This window comes from Arenibacter sp. ARW7G5Y1 (assembly GCF_003201775.1).
Classification (GTDB): domain Bacteria; phylum Bacteroidota; class Bacteroidia; order Flavobacteriales; family Flavobacteriaceae; genus Arenibacter.
This window is the reverse complement of the sequence record NZ_QJJZ01000013.1, coordinates 146876-166652: the sequence shown is the minus strand read 5'-3', so window position 1 is coordinate 166652 and position 19777 is coordinate 146876. Positions and strand designations below refer to the sequence as shown.

Below are 19777 nucleotides of genomic sequence, written 5' to 3'. Positions count from 1 at the left end.
ATAGCCCTTAATGGATTTCTATGGATCAAGAAATGTTAGTGCTTCCCCGTACAGGTCGGCCACATAGCTTTAAATTGCTACGATCCCTTTTATATGTGGGTGGGGATCATAATCCAACAAACTAAAATCTTCAAAGGTAAAATCGAAGATATCCTTTACCTCAGGGTTCAGGACCATTTTTGGTAAGGGTCTTGGCTGTCTGCTTAACTGCAATTCAACTTGGTCAAAATGGTTGTTATAGATGTGCGCATCGCCAAAGGTGTGAATAAATTCGCCGGGTTGTAATCCGCAAACCTGTGCCATCATAAGGGTAAATAGGGCATAGGACGCAATGTTGAATGGAACCCCTAGGAAGATATCCGCACTTCGTTGGTATAATTGGCAGGATAATCTACCATCGGCAACATAGAATTGAAAAAAGGCATGGCATGGAGGCAATGCGGCTTTTCCATTGGCCACATTTTCCGAAAACGATAATGAGGTGTCCGGCAGTACACTGGGGTTCCAGGCCGAAACCAGCATACGACGGCTATTGGGGTTGGTTTTTAAGGTGTTTACTATATCCTTTATCTGGTCGATCTCATCCCCGTTCCAATTGCGCCACTGATAACCGTAAACTGGGCCTAAATTACCATTCCCATCTGCCCATTCATTCCATATACGTACTCCGTTTTCCTGTAAATAGCCAATATTGGTATCGCCCTTTAAGAACCAAAGCAATTCATGGACAATGGATTTTAAGTGGAGTTTTTTAGTAGTAACCATGGGGAAGCCTTCCGCTAGGTCAAAACGCATTTGATATCCAAAAACACTTTTGGTGCCTGTACCGGTCCTATCGCCCTTTTGGGTTCCATTTTCCAATACGTGTTTTAATAAATCGTGGTACTGTTTCATAAGCTTCTGTCTTGACTCTCCCTTCAAATAAAAAGGGGGGGTAAATTTAGATTGACATCCAAAAAACCGTGAAGCGAAATTAGGCAAATCTACCTTGGGTAGGATTGGGAAGCAGTCTAAGTTATTAAATTTTATTAACGGGGATTATAGGTCTAGGAATCTTCAGGGAGTAATTTTTTAAAGAGACCACTATCCCAAAATCATTCCAGCAATGGTAGCTGAAAGTAACGAGGCCAACGAACCGCCTAAAACAGCTTTCATTCCAAATTCAGAGAGGGTTTTTCTTTGTCCTGGAGCCAAGGAGCCTATTCCTCCGATCTGAATTCCAATAGAGGCAAAATTGGCAAAACCACAAAGCATATATGTGGCCATAATAACCGATTTGTTAAAGGTGAAATGGGTGCTGTTGGCAATATTTTTTAGTTCGGCCAGTTGGATGTAGCCAATAAATTCACTCGCGGCCAATTTAATGCCCAACAGTTGGCCCATCAGCATTATATCTTCAGAATCCACCCCGATAAGCCACATGAGGGGTGCAAAAAGTGTTCCAAGTATGGCCTCCAACGAAAGATGCCCGTAAGGTGAATTCATTGCAATCCATGCGTTTAGATCAGTGATATCACCGGCCCAGTTTAAAATACCATTTATCATGGCAATAAAGGCCACAAATACCAATAACATGGCACCAACGTTTACGGCCAATTTTAGACCTTCGGTAGTTCCGTTGGAAATGGAATCCAGAATATTGGAGCCAATTTTTTCATTGGAAACATGTACATCTGTATTAATGGCTTCGGTTTGGGGATATAGAATTTTAGAGATAACAATGGCTCCGGGAGCTGCCATTACCGATGCTGCCAGGAGGTGTTTTGCGAAATGTAACCTGAGTACGGGGTCATCACCACCTAAAAAACCAATATAAGCCGCTAAAACGGCCCCGGCAACGGTTGCCATGCCTCCGATCATCACCAATAGCATCTCCGATCGGGTCATTTTTTCCAGATAGGCCTTAATTAACAATGGAGCTTCAGTTTGTCCTAAAAATATATTCCCTGTTACGCTTAAACTTTCAGCACCAGAAATTCCAAGGGATCTGGATAGTAACCAGGCCAATGCCTGTACTACTTTTTGGATGATTCCCAAATAGAACAGAACCGACGTTAAGGCCGAAAAGAAGATAATGGTTGGTAGGACTTGAAAAGCAAAAATAAATCCGAAGGTATCCATGTCCACTACCAGGCCTTCAAACAGGAATTTGCTGCCTGCCCTTGTAAAATCAAGGATACTGACAAATATTCTCCCTCCAAACTCAAAGATTTTTGATACAAAGCTTAGGTCAAACCTATAGCCGAAAGCATTAAAGCCTATTTTTTCGCCGATTAGGATGCAAATGGCCAGGAGCAGTTGGATAAGGAGTCCTATTCCCGCGGTTTTCCAGTTAATGGCTTTTTTGTTATTGCTAAAGAGGTAGGCAATAAATATCAACGATATCATTCCGAGAATTCCTCTCCAAAGACTTTGAAATGATGCACCTTGATTAGGGGTAATCTCTAGGGAATTCTGTAGTAAGTTTGGGTTGCTTATATCCTGGGCAAGGGAGGGAAAGGCAATTAAGCAGAAAATGATTAAAACCCAAAGCTTATTTGTCATCCATTCTTATTAATTATTCCTAAATTATTTACGTTTGGAAATTTCGTCCCTGAGTTTTGCCGCTTTTTCATAGTCTTCACTTGCAACGGCCTTGTCCAACTCGGCATATAATTCATCTGTGCTTAATTCCTTGTATCCATCGGAAGCACCTGGATTTATTTCAACTGTTTCTCCTTCCTGCAGAATTTCATCGACCATAATACTGTCGTCAGAATCTTCCTTGTCCTTTTCTTTTGAAGAAAATTTAAGGAATATACCGGCCTTGTCCAAAATGGTCTTGTAGGTAAAAATGGGAGCGTTGAACCTTAGGGCCAAGGCAATGGCATCACTGGTTCTGGCATCAATGATCTCCTCTATTTTATCGCGTTCGCAAATAATACTGGAATAGAAAACACCATCAACCAGTTTGTGGATGATGACCTGTTTGATTACAATATCGAATCGATCGGCAAAATTTTTAAATAGATCATGGGTCAGTGGCCGAGGTGGCTTGATTTCCTTCTCCAGGGCAATGGCTATGGATTGGGCTTCAAATGCACCAATAACGATAGGTAGCTTACGATCGCCTTCAACTTCATTCAATATAAGGGCATATGCGCCATTTTGCGTTTGGCTATAGGAAATCCCCTTTATTTTTAATCTTACTAAACTCATAGAAATCTATCAACTAAAAAAGGCTGTTCAAAATACTGGACGGGCCAAGTATGTTTGAGCAGCCCTTTAAGGGGCACAATTTAACAAAAATTAAGCGTTTTGTGCCTTAAATTCCTTTAATTTTTCTATTAGCTTGGGAACAACTTCAAAAGCATCGCCTACTATGCCATAGTCGGCAGCTTTAAAAAAGGGAGCTTCCGGGTCGGTATTGATGACTACTTTTACTTTGGAGGAGCTAACTCCTGCCAAATGTTGAATGGCGCCGGAGATGCCTATGGCAATGTACAGATTACTGGCAACCGGTTTTCCGGTCTGTCCAACATGTTCCCCATGTGGTCTCCATCCAAGGTCGGAGACAGGTTTGGAACAGGCTGTGGCCGCTCCCAGTACTTCTGCCAATTCTTCTATCATTCCCCAGTTTTCGGGGCCTTTTAATCCGCGGCCCCCAGATACCACAATATCGGCATCGGCAATGGTGGCTTTTCCTACTACCTTATCTATTTCTATAGATTTGGAGGTAAAGGAATCGTCCCCAAGGTTAGGTTCAAAATTTTCAACGGCAGCAGTTGTTTTGTTTTCGATACTTCCGAAAGCATTATTGGAAACACCGATAATTTTAATATCCGAATTGATTTCGGTAAAGGCAAAGCCCTTATTGCTAAAAACGGTTCTTTTTACCTTGAACGGGCTGGTACTTTCCGGGGCCGATACTACATTGGGAACATAGCCCGCTTTTAATTGTGCGGTTAAAATTGGGGCTAAGAATTTAGTATCCGCACTGGAACTAATAACAATGACCTTTGCGGTTTCTTTTTCTACTGCCTGGCCAATTACATTGGCATAGGCTTTGGCGTTGAAGGTTTTTAGTTGGTCACTGGAAACATTCAATACTTTGGAAATTCCAAAATCCCCTAGACTCTCGGCATCGATGGCATTAATGGAAATAGCCGTAGCCGTAGTTCCCATTTGCTTGGCTACCTCGTGTGCGTAGGAGGCTACCTCGTGGGCATTCTTTTTAAATTTCCCGTTTTCGGATTCTGTATATACTAAAACTGACATAGATTTTAATGTTTTGTATAAGTGCCCTGTTCCAAGTGAATATGGTCGTGGGCGCTATAATTTGTTTTGATTATATCATCACTATTTGTGAATTGATTTACAACTGCAAAAAGCTGATAATTAAATTACTTTGGCTTCGTTGTGCAAAAGGTTGATCAATTCGTCAATATTATCCGCATCCACCAATGTCACTTTGCCTTTTGGAGCAGGTTTTTCAAATTTAACATCGGCTGTTACATTTTTGGATGAAGTGGGTTCAACTACATTTAATTTCTTTTGGCGGGCCATCATAATTCCCCTCATGTTGGGAATCCTTAGGTCGCTTTCGGCGACAAGGCCTTTTTGCCCCCCTATTACCAAGGGTAAAGTGGTTGCTATTTTTTCCTTTCCACCATCGATCTCTCTAGTAGCGGAGGCGTTGTTGCCCTCTACTTCCAAACTGATACAGGTGTTAACGAAATTCATGCCCAATAGAGTGGCCAAAATACCCGGTACCATGCCACCATTGTAATCTATGGATTCCCGTCCGGCGATCACTAGGTCGTATTCCCCGTTTTTAACGATTTCTGCCAACTGTTCGGCTACAAAAAAGCCATCTACGGGAACTGCATTTACGCGGATCGCTTCATCCGCACCAATGGCCAATGCTTTTCTAATGGTTGGTTCGGTACTGGCTTCGCCAACAGTAGCCACATGTACGGTAGCTCCTTGTTTTTCTTTGAACCACATGGCGCGCGTTAGGCCAAATTCATCATTGGGATTAATTACAAATTGAACCCCATTGGTGTCAAATTTGGTGTCGCCGTCCGTGAAGTTTATTTTTGAAGTAGTGTCCGGGACATTACTTAGACATACTAAAATTTTCATATATTAATATTTTGTTGACCGTTAATTTAGAAATGGTGGCTAAGATACTCAATAATTTTTAAAAATACTATGCATGCATAGTATTTTTTTGAAGTATTTTTAATTATTTACTTCTTAGTTTTGATATATTATTTCCTACTTTTGCTTGCGCTTTAAGCAATTTAATATAAAGATTCCATTTTAAAGATGAAAACACTACAGTTTAGGGAAGCTATACAGGAGGCAATGTCCGAGGAGATGAGGAGGGACGAGTCCGTTTATTTAATGGGTGAAGAAGTTGCTGAATACAATGGGGCCTATAAGGCTTCCAAAGGAATGTTGGATGAATTTGGCCCGGAAAGGGTAATAGATACCCCTATATCCGAGCTTGGTTTTGCAGGTATCGGTGTAGGTTCTGCAATGATCGGCAACAGACCTATTATAGAGTTTATGACTTTTAATTTTGCCTTGGTAGGGATAGATCAAATCATCAATAATGCGGCCAAGATTAGACAAATGTCCGGAGGTCAGTTTAATTGTCCCATTGTTTTCCGTGGTCCAACAGCCTCTGCTGGCCAATTGGCAGCTACCCACTCTCAAGCTTTTGAAAGTTGGTACGCCAACTGTCCGGGGTTAAAAGTGGTGGTTCCTTCCAATCCAAAAGATGCCAAGGGACTTTTAAAAGCGGCTATTCGGGATAACGACCCCGTTATATTTATGGAGTCGGAACAAATGTACGGTGATAAAGGGGAAGTACCGGAAGGGGATTATACCATTCCTTTAGGTGTAGCCGATATAAGAAGGGAAGGTACAGATGTAACCATTGTTTCCTTTGGTAAAATAATTAAGGAGGCCGATAAGGCTGCGGAAGAATTGGCCAAGGAGAATATTAGTGTGGAAATTATTGATTTGCGTACGGTTAAGCCATTGGATTATGAGGCGGTTTTAAAATCGGTCAAGAAAACCAATAGATTGGTGGTTTTGGAAGAGGCCTGGCCTTTTGGCAATGTGGCTACAGAGATCACTTATCATGTTCAGTCCAACGCTTTTGATTATCTGGATGCGCCCATCGTAAAGATCAATACGGCCGACACCCCTGCGCCATATTCCCCTGTGTTATTGGCAGAATGGTTGCCTAACCATGAGGATGTTGTAAAGGCGGTCAAGAAAGTATTGTATAAATTATAATACCTATCTTAAAATAATGTTAGGGCTTCGTTGACTATGGGTTGACGAAGCTTTTATATTATATTCCAACTAAAGGGGTAAGTATAGGCTATTGGTTCCGTCTATACGTTCGGTTCCTTGCTATTACGGAGGAATGCTTTTTTATTAGAAGTCTTTTTAAATAAGAAAATGACAAGAATCCTTTTAATCTTATTTTTATTTGTTGTTCAATGTGCTGTTTCCCAGACCAAGGTTGGGGGTATAGTGTTGGATGAGTCCGGTGAACCCGTTTCGTTTGCCAACGTACTGTTCAAGGATTCCTCCGAAGGCACCATTACCAATGATAATGGTAGATTTTACATGGAGTCCGAGAATACCCATACTACTTTATTGGTATCCTTTATTGGTTATGAAACCAAGGAAATAAGCCTTACTGCCAAGGTTACGTATGATATGAATATTGTGCTGGCAGAATCCAGTGAACAGTTGGACGAGGTGGTGGTTTATTTTGGTAAAACCGATAAGAAAAATAATCCGGCGATAGATATCCTTAAGAAAATATGGTCCAAAAAACGTAGGAACGGGGTTCATATGTTTAAGCAATATCAATTTGATAAGTATGAAAAGGTAGAGTTTGATCTAAACACAATAGACAGTGCCCTAATGAAAAGCAGGGTCTTTAGGGGGCTGGAATTTGTTTTTAACGACTTGGATACATCGCGGATAACAGGGAAGACCTATCTGCCCATTTTTTTGAATGAGACATTTTCCAAGGTTTATGGCAATAACGAGACGGCTGTGGTAAAGGAGGACGTTTTGGGAAGCAAGAATTCTGGTTTCAGCAATAATCAGGCTATAATTGCCTTTATTGCCGATCTTTATTCCGATTACGATATTTACAACAATTATTTAAAGTTCTTCGACAAGAGTTTTACCAGTCCGTTGTCCAAGACAGGTGTGGATACCTATAACTACGTCTTGGCGGATAGTGCCTTTATTGATAATAAATGGTGTTACAATATTATTTATTATCCCAGACGAAAGAATGAACTTACGTTTAAAGGGGATTTTTGGGTGAACGATACTACCTATGCGGTAAAGAATATAAATTTGGCAGTTACCAAAAGTGCCAATATCAACTGGGTTAAGGAAATTTATATTGAACAGGAGTTCGATGTGGTCAACGATTCCGTTTTTCTTTTGACCCGGGATTATATGTTATCGGATTTTAGCTTTAATAAAAAGGAAAATTCAAGAGGGGTATACGGTAAGAGAACTACGGTCTATGGGGATTATAAATTTAATCGGCCAAAGCCCAATGAATTTTATAGGGCCAAGACCGATCCATTTGATCCCTTGGTCTTGAATAAGGAAGATGACTTTTGGGAAGCCAATAGGTTGGAATCGTTAAATGCTGATGAAAAGGGCATTTATAAATTGTTGGATACCCTAAAGACAGTGCCAAAATTTAAAAGTTATTATAACATAGTAAGTATACTGGGGTCCGGATATGTGGAAATTGATAAATGGAATCTGGATCTGGGGGATGTGTACAGTGTTTTTGGGTATAACGAAGCTGAGGGGGTTCGACTTAGGGCCGGGGCACGGACCTATTTTGGGCAGAACGATCCGTGGCGATTGCAGGCTTATTTGGCTTATGGCTTTGGAGACGATAAATTTAAATATGGTATTTCCGGAAAATGGTTAGTGGATAAGAAGTCCAGATTTATAATTTCGGGAGGAAAAAGAAGGGATATAGAACAATTGGGGATTAGTTTAACCGCTACCACGGATGTCCTGGGTAGAAGTATAGCCTCCTCTTCGGTATTTACTGTAGGGTCCAATGACCGACTTACCAATATAGACCTTAGTACTTTTAATCTGGAGCTGGAACCGGTCACCAATTTTAGGATAGGTGTGGGCGGGTCCTATAGGACACTTAGCTCAGCCCTGCCCAATGCCTTTAGCTTGGACTATATAGATCCTTCGGCACCAACGGGGATATCATCTGAAATCAATCAATTTGACCTTACTACCATACTTATTTATACTCCGGGTAAGAAAACCATAGGAAACGGCGTGGAAAGGAGGGATGTGAACGATAATTATAGCACCTTGTTTTTGTCCTATACCAATGGGGTTAAAAACTTCTTGGATAGTGATTTCGATTATAAAAAGGTTCAGTTTAGCTATACACAACCTTGGCAGGTAGGGGGGCTTGGCAGGTTGCTAAGTACAGTGGAGATAGGAAAGACCTACGGGGACGTTCCCTTGGGGTTGCTCAATGCCATTCCGGGAAATCAAACATTTTTTTCTGTTTACAATACGTTTTCAAATCTCGATTTTTATGAGTTTGTTACCGATACTTATGTTTCGGCTCATTTGGAACACAATTTTAATGGAAGATTTTTCTCCAGGATTCCCTTTATGCGAAAATGGAACCTAAGGGAGATAGTTGGTTTACGAGGGGTATGGGGAGAACTTTCGGATGGGAACAGGGCCTTGAGCGCTCCGGCGAATATTCCGTTGATGGCTCCAAATGATAAGATATATTGGGAGTATTCGGTAGGAGTGGGAAATATATTTAAGATTTTAAGGATAGACTTTAATTTTAGGGGGAATTATTTGGATAACCCTGGAGCTAGGTCTTTTGGGGTAACAGGGTCCTTCGGATTTCATTTCTAATATACTTTTTTTGACCGTTACCTTGTATTAAATTGTTATTTTAGAAAAATTATAAGATTAAACATAACCGTATGAGCAGTGCAGATATTACGTCGTTCGATGTATTGATTGAAATACCAAAAGGAAGTAGGAATAAATATGAATACGATTTTGCCCTAAAGAAGATAAGGTACGATAGGATGATTTTTTCTTCCATGATGTACCCGGCCGATTATGGATTTGTCCCGGAAACCTTGGCATTGGATGGCGATCCATTGGATGTCCTAGTTTTGGTGACCGAAGCAACATTTCCCGGCTGTGTCATGGAGGTGAAGCCTATAGGGGTATTCCATATGACCGATGAAAAGGGTCCCGATGAAAAGGTGATCTGCGTGCCCGTATCAGATCCGGTTTGGAACAAGATCAATGATCTAAGCGAATTAAATCCCCATTTGATAAAGGAAATTGAACATTTCTTTAAAGTTTACAAGGATCTTGAAAAGAAAAAGGTTGATGTTGGTGGATGGGGAGACCAAAAGGAAGCCAAGGAAATCGTTGCAAAATGTATACAAAGGTTTAAGGATAGTGATGTCCCAAAACAGGATGTAAGTATAAAGTATTAATCCTTAATTTTTTAAAAAGTTAAAAAGCAATATTGTGGAAGTAATATTGCTTTTTTTATTCTGGCATATTTTACTACTTTTGCCCCTCAAAATATATAACAAATAATCAAACAAATGGAATCAATAATTATTTACTTGCCAATAATTATGGCATTGGTAGGTCTTGCTTTTATGGCGGTAAAAAGGTCTTGGGTGTTAAAACAGAATGCCGGGGACGGAAAAATGAAGGAAATTTCAGATTATATCTATGAAGGGGCCTTGGCTTTTCTAAAAGCAGAATATAAATTATTGACATTTTTTGTAATAGGGGCCAGTATTGCATTGGCCGCAATTTCATTTATAGTGCCCACTACCCATATTCTTATTGTAGTGGCTTTTATTTTTGGTGCATTCTTTTCTGCCTTGGCGGGTAATATGGGAATGAAAATTGCCACCAAGACAAACGTAAGAACAACACAGGCGGCCCGTACCAGTTTGCCACAGGCGTTAAAAGTGTCTTTCGGCGGTGGTACCGTAATGGGACTCGGGGTTGCTGGTTTGGCCGTTTTGGGTTTAACTACGGCCTTTATTCTTTTGTTTCATTTCTTTATGAACGGTACCTGGACATCTACCGAAGATATGACCATTGTCCTTGAGACATTGGCCGGTTTTTCCCTAGGTGCCGAATCCATTGCCTTGTTCGCAAGGGTTGGTGGAGGTATTTATACCAAGGCTGCAGATGTAGGAGCGGATTTGGTGGGAAAGGTGGAAGCAGGTATTCCTGAGGACGATCCCCGTAACCCGGCCACAATTGCCGACAACGTTGGGGATAATGTGGGTGATGTTGCAGGTATGGGTGCGGATTTATTTGGTTCGTATGTAGCTACTGTTTTGGCGGCTATGGTACTTGGAAATTATGTTATTAAGGATATGGGCGGTGCCATACAAGATGTCTTTGGTGGTATCGGACCAATTTTATTGCCAATGGCCATAGCGGGTTTTGGAATTATTTTTTCCATAATAGGTACTATGTTGGTAAAAATAAAAAACAACGAAGCCAAGGAAAAAGAAGTACAAGGTGCTTTGAATATAGGAAACTGGGTCTCTATTGCATTGACCCTTATTAGCTGTTTTGTATTGGTGAAATATATGTTGCCAGAGACCATGCAAATGGAATTTTTTGGTGAAGGTTTAAAGGATATCTCTTCCATTAGGGTGTTTTATGCCACTGTTATTGGTTTGGTAGTAGGCGGGGTTATTTCCTCGGTTACCGAATACTATACTGGTTTGGGAACAAAGCCGGTACTGGCCATAGTTCAAAAATCAAGTACTGGTGCCGGAACCAATGTAATTGCCGGATTGGCCACAGGGATGATCTCTACCTTTCCGACCGTTTTATTGTTTGCAGCTGCTATTTGGGCTTCCTATGCCTTTGCAGGTTTCTATGGAGTGGCCTTGGCCGCCTCCGCAATGATGGCTACTACTGCCATGCAATTGGCTATTGATGCTTTTGGACCTATTTCGGATAATGCCGGGGGTATTGCAGAAATGAGTGAGCAAGACCCTATAGTTAGGGAGCGTACGGATATTTTGGATTCTGTAGGGAATACAACCGCTGCTACAGGTAAAGGATTTGCTATTGCTTCCGCGGCATTGACATCATTGGCGTTATTTGCGGCTTATGTAACTTTTACTGGGATCGACGGAATCAATATTTTTAAGGCGCCAGTTTTGGCCATGCTTTTTGTAGGAGGAATGGTTCCAGTAGTTTTTTCTGCCTTGGCTATGAATTCGGTAGGTAAGGCTGCTATGGACATGGTTTATGAGGTGCGTAGACAGTTCAAGGAAATTCCAGGTATTATGGAAGGAACCGGAAAACCGGATTACGCAAAGTGTGTTGATATTTCAACCAAGGCTGCCCTTCGTGAAATGATGTTGCCTGGAATATTGACCATTGGATTTCCTATTGCTATTGTGCTTTTGGGGAAACTGGTATATGGTAGTGATAATCAATTGATCGCCGAAATGCTGGGTGGTTATATGGCCGGTGTTACGGTTTCAGGAGTGCTTTGGGCCATCTTCCAAAACAATGCCGGTGGTGCTTGGGATAACGCTAAAAAATCTTTTGAAGCAGGTGTTGAAATTAATGGTGAAATGACCTACAAGGGGTCTGATGCCCATAAAGCAGCAGTAACCGGGGATACTGTAGGAGATCCGTTTAAGGATACTTCCGGACCTTCAATGAATATTCTTATAAAACTTACTTGTTTAATTGGATTGGTAATTGCCCCAATATTAGGCGGACATATGGAAATTGGGGTTGCGGAACAGGAAGTGCAGATTGAAATGAATATGGAATCCGCAGATTTGGCACAGGCCGTAATTACCTATAGCACTACCGAGAATGGTGAGATTACTATGGAGGAAAAGACCTTCAATGGTACCAAGGCTGAAGTAAAAGCCCAATTGTTGGCATTTGAAAAGACAGCTCATGTATCGGGTGAAAATGGTAAAAAAGTAGTCATTGAAAAAATAGATATTAAAAAGTAAGTTGCAAAACTTATATTTGGGCATTATATTAAAAACCCCGTTTAAACGGGGTTTTTACTTTTAGGTTGTTTATAGATAACGACAAATGGATTATCACGATTTAACTACATTGGGCATTGCCTTCGGATTAGGTCTTTTGGTTGGTCTTCAGCGTGAAAAGGCAAATAGTGAACTGGCCGGGGTGAGGACTTTTACCCTGATTGCAATTTTAGGGGTTTTGTCAGGGTTCTTAAGTAGGGACTATCAAAATCCTTTTATTTTGCCGGTTCTTGGTATTGCCCTTACATCATTGCTGGTAGCGGCCAATTTTATAAAGATAAAGGTGTTTGCCAATCCTGATGTTGGACAGACAACGGAGGTCGCCGCCCTAATGATGTTCGCTATTGGGGCCTATTTGGTAATGGGGGATAGGGTGTTGGGCATTATTTTGGGTGCGTCCATGTCGGTACTTCTTTATGTAAAGGAAAGGCTTCATAATTTTATAGATAAACTACAGGAAAAAGATCTTGCGGCTATAATGACCTTCGCGGGCATTTCATTGGTAGTGTTGCCCATTCTGCCCAATAAAACGTACGGTCCCTACAACGTGCTTAATCCCCAAAACATCTGGTTGATGATAACGCTTATAGTAGGTTTGAGCGTCTTGGGATATTTTATCTACAAGTTTGTGGGAAAAAAGTTGGGAATTATTTCCAATGGGGTTTTGGGCGGGTTGATCAGCAGTACGGCAACCACTGTGAGTTATGCCCGAAAAACGGTAGACACGGCTTCCATAAGCAAAATGGCGGCCTTTGTGATCACTGTGGCTTCTGCAATTTCCCTAGCAAGGATAATGGTTGAGGTTGGGATTGTGATTCCTGAAAAATTACCGCACATTCTGCTGCCATTAATGGTGGAATTTGTGGTTATGGCTCTTATTTGTGTAGGTATGTTTTACAGTATAAACAAGGATTCCAAGGATGATAAAATGCCGGAACCCGACAATCCTGCCGATTTTAAAAGTGCGTTGGTGTTTGGTCTGCTCTATGGGGCCATATTATTGGCTGTAGCATTTGCCAATGAGGAGTTTGGGGATGACGCCCTTTATGTAGTGGCTATAATAAGTGGCCTAACAGATGTGGATGCCATTACCCTATCTCTTTCGCAACTAATTAAAAGCGATGCCCTGAACGTTGATACGGGCTGGAAACTTATTCTATTGGCCAGTTTGTCAAATTTGGTATTCAAAGGTGTTGTGGCGGGAATTTTGGGCACTAAACAATTGGTAAAATGGATTGTGCTTACCTTTGGAATTGCTATAGTTGTAGGTATATCTTTAATATGGTTATGGCCTGCTTCCTGGCATATATGATCTTATGGTTATTGTGCAATTGTAACTTAAGTACATTGGCGGAGGCAAAGCAGCAGTTGTAGGGGTGCTTTCTCCATGGTTAGGAGCGTTTATTAGGTCTGTGCCTCAAAAAAGGCCATTGATCTCGGCGTCGATTTTATTGATGACCAATCCCAAATCTTCCGGTTCGTCCACAAAATTCAATTTGTCTACATCAATAACCAAGAGATTGCCTTTTTCATAGCTTTGTGCCCATGCCTCGTAACGTTCGTTCAATCGGCTTAAATAATCAATGGAAATGCTGTTTTCATATTCCCGTCCCCGCTTGTGGATTTGGTTCACCAAATTTGGGATGGAACTTCTTAGGTAAATTAACAAGTCCGGCGGTTGAACCAAGGTCTCCATTAATTCAAATAGACTGGTGTAATTGCTAAAATCCCTATTGGTCATTAAGCCCATGGCATGGAGGTTTGGGGCAAAAATGTGGGCATCCTCATAAATGGTCCGGTCCTGAATGGTGTCTTTGCCGCCTTTCCTAATCTGTAAAATTTGTCTGTACCTATTGTTTAAGAAGTATATCTGGAGATTAAAGCTCCATCTTTCCATTTGATTGTAAAAGTCGTCCAAATAGGGATTGTCAACCACATCTTCAAATTGGGCCTCCCACTGGTAGTGTTTGGATAATAATCTTGTCAAGGTTGTTTTGCCAGCCCCAATATTTCCTGCAACGGCGATATGCATAGGTTTGTAATTATGGTTAGTGTTTTTTGCACTTGTAATAAAGAGGTACAATATACAAGATATCGGGGGTATGTTAAAATCTTTGGAAGAATATCCGATAAAAAACTTATGGGAAAGGATAATTGTAATTTTTATTGATTTTGGATTAAACCAAATCAAATTGTTGTAGTCTTAAACTTGATATAAAATGTAAAATAATGAAAGGTTTCTATTTTTTCTCTTTGATGCTATTGGCGTCCCAATTCGGAATTTATGCCCAGGATTTTCAGGGTGAGGCTACTTATTTTAGCAAGACTAGTGTAAATATGGATTTTGGCGGAAGGCAAATACCAGAGGATAGAAAGAAGGAAATAATGCAAAGGATGAAGGAGGCCAATGAACGGACCTATATTTTAACCTTTGATAAGACCACATCGATCTATAAGGAGGAGGAAAGGTTGGAGCAGCCCGGAAATGATAGGGGCGGTAGACGATTTGGAATGATGGCCGGAGCAGGGGGCGATTATTACAAAGATGTGAAAGAAGGTAGGTATCTGGTGAAGAACGAACTTTTGGGGAAGATTTTTTTGGTAGATGATCAATTGCCCAAATTGGAATGGAAACTTGGAGGGGAATCAAAGCAGATTGGTAATTATACCGCCTTTAAGGCTACTGCAACCAAAACCATTAAGAGGCCCAATATGCGGGCAATTTTTCGCAGGGGAGGAGGCAATGATGAAAATAAGGAGGAGGAATATATAGAAAAGGATATAGAGGTAACAGCGTGGTATACTCCGGATGTTCCGGTAAATCAAGGTCCAGGCGAGTATTGGGGGCTTCCGGGCCTTATCTTGGAGGTCAGCGATGATATTACGGTTGTACTGTGTACAAAATTGGTGCTCAATCCTACAGAGAAGAAAGAGATAAAGGCTCCAAATAAGGGCAAGACGGTTACACAGGAGGAATATGATAAAATTTCCAAAGATAAGATGGCCGAAATGAGGGATAATTTTCGTCGTCGTGGAGGTGGAGGCAATAGAGGTGGTGGGGGTGGCAGGCCATAGTTTCAACTGCTTTTAGTTACATTAAATAATTTAGGTATTTTAATTTTTTTATAGATGTACAATAAGAATGTTTATTCCGTACTGCTGGCTATTTTTGCTTTTACTTCAGCTTTTGGGCAAGAAATTACCCTAACGGGAACAGTTAAGGATTCCACGGGAGTGGGAATCGATATGGCAAATGTCATTGCCATAAATACAGAAACCAAGGCGTTGGAATCCTATGGCATTACAAACCACAGTGGACTCTATAAACTAAATTTAAAATCCGGTGCAAATTTTAACGTTCGCGTAAGTTATTTGGGTTTTAAGACGGAAGAGTTTTCTTTTACGGCACCTACGACCGATGTTGAGAAAGACATTGTACTATACGAGCAAGCCAATCAATTGGACGAGGTTGAGGTAACCTATGAGATGCCGGTTTCGGTGAAGGGAGATACCATAGTCTATAATACGGATTCTTTTGTTACGGGTACGGAAAAGAAGCTTAAGGATGTGCTGGCCAATTTACCTGGGGTAGAAATAAATGATGATGGGCAAATAGAGGTAGAGGGCAAACAAGTGACCAAAGTAATGGTGGAGGGCAAGGACTTCTTTGACGGGGACTCCAAGTTGGCGGCAGAAAATATTCCGGCCAATGCCTTGGATAAAATAGAGGTTTTGAGGAATTTTAATGAGGTAACCCAAATGAAGGGACTAACCAATGATACGGACAATGTTGCGCTTAATATTAAGCTGAAGGAAGGGAAGAAGAGGTTTTGGTTCGGGGAAATAACAGCAGGCCTTGGTACCAATGATAGTTATTTGGCACATCCAAAACTGTTTTACTACAGTCCGGATTATAGCATAAATATTATAACCGATCTTAATAATATTGGGGAAGCTCCTTTTAATAGAAGGGATTACCAGAGTTTTACCGGTGGATTTAGAAATCTGGGCAGTTCCAGTGGAAGTTCCATAAATATTGGCGGGGATGGATTGGGGCTTTCCAGTCTGCAGAACAATAGGGCAAAAAATATAGATACCAAGTTTGCCGCTGTGAATTTTAGTTATTCCCCTAAAGAAAATTGGGACTTGAGCGGCTTTGGTATTTATTCCTATACCGGAACCCTCATGGAAAACCAAACAAGAAGGGTGTATATCTCCTCCAATGAAACAGAGGATGCCACTACTTCAACCGATCAAACCGCCCATTTGGGCTTGGCGAAGTTCAGTTCCATGTACAAGCCTAATGAAAGGTTTCAATTTGATTATGACATTCTTTTGAAACAGTCCAATGATAATGAGATGGAGAATGTTATTTCTGTTTCCACCATAACCGATGAAATTACGGAAATGAAAAAGCAAAAGCCCATTTCCGTAAATCAAAATGCCAATATTTATTATACTACTTTAAACTCAAAAAATATTTTTGCTTTTGAGGCACAACATATTTATCAGGATGAAGATCCATTTTACAATGCCATAAGGGACAATTTTGCCTTTACCGATATTTTTCCGGCAGATGAAAATCAGAGTATCTACAACCTCAATCAAGGTAAGAATACAATTACCAATAAAGTGGATGCGAAGTTGGATTACTATTGGGTTACCGGCCAAAAGAGTAATTTGAATTTTACTCTGGGTACTACACAGAGTCATCAGAATTTCAATTCAGGAATTTTTCAAATATTGGATGGAGGGGCGCCACTGAATTTTGTGGACAGCGAATTTAACAACGATGTAACCTATACTATTTCGGATTTGTATTTAGGGTTTCATTATAAGGTAATAGCCGGGATTTTTACCTTTAACCCCGGTCTAACCTTGCATCAATACGGCACAAAAAATGATCAACTGGGAACTACCGTTGAGGATAATCTAACCGCCTTGTTGCCGGACCTGTATATTAATGCACAACTTAAAAAATCGGAAAACATTAGGTTTAACTACAGGGTGTCAAGATCTTTCACGGATGTCAATAGTTTTGCAGAGGCCTATGTGCTCAACAACTACAACTCCGTTTATTCGGGGAACAGGGATTTGGAAAGTGCTTTGAACCATAACCTATCATTGAATTTCTTCAGTTTTAATATGTTCAATTTCACTAATATTTTTGGAAATATTGCCTACACAAAGCGAATAGATGCGCTTAAAAGTTCTTCGGAAATAATCGGCATTAACAGGATAGGTACTACCATAAACTCAAATTTGGAAGACGAATCCTTAAGTGCCAATGGCAGGTACCAGCGCACTTTTGGGAAAATTAAGGCCTCCGTGGGGGCAAATGTTTCTTGGTCTGCTACCAATAATATTATTGACCTTCAGCCAAGAAGATCGGAATCCTTTACCCAGAGTTATAATTCTTCATTAGCTACTAATTTTAGAAATTTGCCCAACCTGGAAGTAGGGTATAGATATACGGTAAATAATTATGATAACGGGGGTAGGGCCACTACCTTTTATACAGATCGGCCCTATGCCAAGTTTGATGCCACCTTTCTGAAAAGCTTCATTTTTACCATGGATTACGACTACTATAAGTACATGGACAAAGAAAATACGATAGACAATACCTATAGTTTTTTGGAAGGTAACCTCAGTTACCAGCAAAAGGACAGTCCATGGGAATTTGGGATAAAGGGGACCAACCTACTTGGAACGGATACCCTGAATAGGGATAGCACCAACGAATTGTATTTTACGACCTCCTCTTATTTCATTCAACCCCGGTATATCTTGTTTACCGTAAAATACGATTTATAGATTTTTAGGGTCAATCCAAAAATTGTTGTTAAACATTTTTAGTTACGTCAAGAATTCTTGTACTTTTGTACGCGAAAAATATCGAGGAAGGATTTGACTGATTGCAACCTCATGTGCTGGATTAGTTTCGGCATAACAAAATGCTAAAGCAGTTTAAGTTGTTTTGTTCCCTTGGAACTGTAACACCCACTCTTCTCTAGTGTACTTGGTCAAATCCTTATTAATTTTTATATAGAAAGGATTTATGGCATATTTATTTACTTCGGAATCGGTTAGTGAAGGGCATCCAGATAAAATAGCAGATCAGATCAGCGATGCGCTATTGGACCATTTTTTGGCCTTTGACTCGGAAAGTAAGGTGGCTTGTGAAACGTTGGTCACCACTGGTCAAGTGGTATTGGCCGGGGAAGTCAAGAGTCATACCTACCTGGATGTACAACAAATAGCAAGGGATGTTATCAATAAAATTGGGTATACCAATGGGGATTACAAGTTTAGTGGGGATTCTTGTGGTGTAATTTCTTTGATCCATGAGCAGTCCAAAGAGATCAACCAAGGAGTGGACCGTGGTGCAAAGGAAGACCAAGGGGCGGGAGACCAAGGTATGATGTTTGGTTATGCCACTAAGGAAACAGAAAATTATATGCCCTTGGCCCTGGATATTTCCCATAAAATATTGCAGGTTTTGGCCGATTTGAGAAGGAGTGGGGATGCTATTACCTATTTAAGGCCAGATGCCAAGGCACAGGTGACTATAGAATATTCCGATGATAATGTACCCCAACGTATAGATACTATTGTTGTTTCTACCCAGCATGATGAGTTTGATGGGGATGATGATTTAATGTTGGCGAAAATTAAGAAGGATATTATCTCCATTCTAATCCCAAGGGTAAAGGAACAATTGCCAATGGCTATACAAAAGCTTTTTAATGATACTATAAAGTATCATATAAACCCAACCGGAAAATTTGTCATAGGTGGGCCCCATGGGGATACAGGATTAACCGGAAGAAAGATTATTGTGGATACTTATGGCGGCAAAGGTGCCCATGGTGGTGGCGCGTTTAGCGGAAAAGACCCTAGTAAAGTAGATCGCAGTGCAGCTTATGCCGCAAGGCATGCTGCCAAAAATCTCGTTGCTGCCGGAGTTGCCGATGAAATATTGGTACAGGTTAGTTATGCTATTGGGGTAGTGGAGCCCACTTCAATTTTTGTTGATACCTATGGCACGGCCAAGGTGGCATTGAGCGATGGGGAGATTGCTAAGAAAGTAGCCCAATTGTTCGATATGCGTCCTTTTGCCATAGAGGATAGGTTAAAACTCAGAAACCCGATTTATTTGGAAACGGCGGCCTACGGACATATGGGCAAGGAACCTAAAAAAATGACCAAGGTTTTTGAATCGCCTTATAACGGACGTGTGGAAAAGGAAGTGGAATTATTCACTTGGGAGAAATTGGATGCTGTTGATTTGGTGAAACAAGCCTTCAATTTATAATTTTTTTGAAAAGATTAGGAAAAAAGAATTTTCCATACCTATATTTGCAAACCTAAAAGTTCAAACACTTATTGAATTGTTATCAAGAAAGGTGGAGGGAATAGACCCTTTGAAGCCTTAGCAACCCTTTGATCATTTATTAAAGAAGGTGCTAAATTCTACCTAAATACTGGATCATTTTTTTTTTTGATTTAAAGTATCCATGGCAGATAACACTAACGGTTACTTCTGTAGCTGACTTTCTTCTTAACTTTTTGATTTTATAATATTGCATTGTCGGCATTATTTGTTTTGGCTTTTTATTTTATCTATTTTAATAATATAAAAAAACAAG

14 protein-coding genes and 1 riboswitch are annotated in these 19777 nt (G+C 40.6%); of the genes, 8 read left to right on the top strand and 6 right to left on the bottom strand.

The features are described 5' to 3' along the window. Positions 1 to 69 precede the first annotated feature (69 nt). The 5 genes from C7972_RS17710 to C7972_RS17690 all read right to left on the bottom strand — a co-directional run bounded on the left by C7972_RS17710 (position 70) and on the right by C7972_RS17690 (position 5124). Positions 70 to 894, bottom strand: coding sequence for a thymidylate synthase (locus C7972_RS17710; protein ID WP_110357490.1), 825 nt, complete (start codon positions 892 to 894; stop codon positions 70 to 72). 189 nt (positions 895 to 1083) lie between these two features. Beyond that, positions 1084 to 2544 carry a NupC/NupG family nucleoside CNT transporter gene (locus C7972_RS17705; RefSeq protein ID WP_110357489.1) on the bottom strand — a complete coding sequence of 487 codons (1461 nt, stop codon included), beginning with the start codon at positions 2542 to 2544 and terminating at the stop codon, positions 1084 to 1086. Between the two features lie 24 nt (positions 2545 to 2568). Beyond that, positions 2569 to 3198, bottom strand: coding sequence for a bifunctional nuclease family protein (locus C7972_RS17700; RefSeq protein WP_110357488.1), 630 nt, complete (start codon positions 3196 to 3198; stop codon positions 2569 to 2571). 90 nt (positions 3199 to 3288) lie between these two features. Beyond that, on the bottom strand, positions 3289 to 4257 hold the full coding sequence (locus C7972_RS17695) for an electron transfer flavoprotein subunit alpha/FixB family protein (RefSeq protein WP_110357487.1): 969 nt from the start codon (positions 4255 to 4257) through the stop codon (positions 3289 to 3291). Positions 4258 to 4377: 120 nt separating this feature from the next. Further along, the gene (locus C7972_RS17690) at positions 4378 to 5124 is read right to left on the bottom strand and encodes an electron transfer flavoprotein subunit beta/FixA family protein (RefSeq protein WP_110357486.1); all 747 of its coding nucleotides are present in this window, start codon (positions 5122 to 5124) and stop codon (positions 4378 to 4380) included. A gap of 186 nt (positions 5125 to 5310) precedes the next feature. Here C7972_RS17690 and C7972_RS17685 point away from each other — a divergent pair, with 186 nt between their 5' ends. The 5 genes from C7972_RS17685 to C7972_RS17665 all read left to right on the top strand — a co-directional run bounded on the left by C7972_RS17685 (position 5311) and on the right by C7972_RS17665 (position 13437). Then, the gene (locus C7972_RS17685; RefSeq protein ID WP_110357485.1) at positions 5311 to 6291 is read left to right on the top strand and encodes a pyruvate dehydrogenase complex E1 component subunit beta; all 981 of its coding nucleotides are present in this window, start codon (positions 5311 to 5313) and stop codon (positions 6289 to 6291) included. Between the two features lie 168 nt (positions 6292 to 6459). Continuing rightward, entirely contained in the window at positions 6460 to 8955 is a 2496-nt protein-coding gene (locus C7972_RS17680; RefSeq protein ID WP_110357484.1) for a DUF5686 and carboxypeptidase-like regulatory domain-containing protein, read from the top strand. A gap of 71 nt (positions 8956 to 9026) precedes the next feature. Next, entirely contained in the window at positions 9027 to 9557 is a 531-nt protein-coding gene (locus tag C7972_RS17675; RefSeq protein ID WP_110357483.1) for an inorganic diphosphatase, read from the top strand. Between the two features lie 114 nt (positions 9558 to 9671). Further along, entirely contained in the window at positions 9672 to 12086 is a 2415-nt protein-coding gene (locus tag C7972_RS17670; RefSeq protein WP_110357482.1) for a sodium-translocating pyrophosphatase, read from the top strand. Between the two features lie 85 nt (positions 12087 to 12171). Further along, positions 12172 to 13437, top strand: coding sequence for an MgtC/SapB family protein (locus C7972_RS17665; RefSeq protein WP_110357481.1), 1266 nt, complete (start codon positions 12172 to 12174; stop codon positions 13435 to 13437). 105 nt (positions 13438 to 13542) lie between these two features. On the opposite strand, the gene C7972_RS17660 is transcribed toward C7972_RS17665, so the two are convergent. Beyond that, on the bottom strand, positions 13543 to 14157 hold the full coding sequence (locus tag C7972_RS17660) for a deoxynucleoside kinase (RefSeq protein ID WP_031445163.1): 615 nt from the start codon (positions 14155 to 14157) through the stop codon (positions 13543 to 13545). 197 nt (positions 14158 to 14354) lie between these two features. On the opposite strand from C7972_RS17660, the gene C7972_RS17655 reads away from it, so the two are divergent. The 3 genes from C7972_RS17655 to metK all read left to right on the top strand — a co-directional run bounded on the left by C7972_RS17655 (position 14355) and on the right by metK (position 19443). Then, positions 14355 to 15200: a GLPGLI family protein gene (locus C7972_RS17655; protein ID WP_110357480.1), complete on the top strand. Its 846-nt coding sequence runs from the start codon at positions 14355 to 14357 to the stop codon at positions 15198 to 15200. A gap of 54 nt (positions 15201 to 15254) precedes the next feature. Beyond that, positions 15255 to 17942 (top strand): TonB-dependent receptor, encoded by a 2688-nt coding sequence (locus C7972_RS17650; RefSeq protein ID WP_110357478.1) that lies wholly within the window; start codon positions 15255 to 15257, stop codon positions 17940 to 17942. 244 nt (positions 17943 to 18186) lie between these two features. Continuing rightward, complete coding sequence (metK, locus tag C7972_RS17645) at positions 18187 to 19443, top strand: methionine adenosyltransferase (protein WP_110357477.1); 1257 nt, start codon at positions 18187 to 18189, stop codon at positions 19441 to 19443. A 76-nt stretch (positions 19444 to 19519) separates the two neighbouring features. Beyond that, a riboswitch (SAM riboswitch) is annotated at positions 19520 to 19659 on the top strand. Positions 19660 to 19777: the final 118 nt, after the last annotated feature.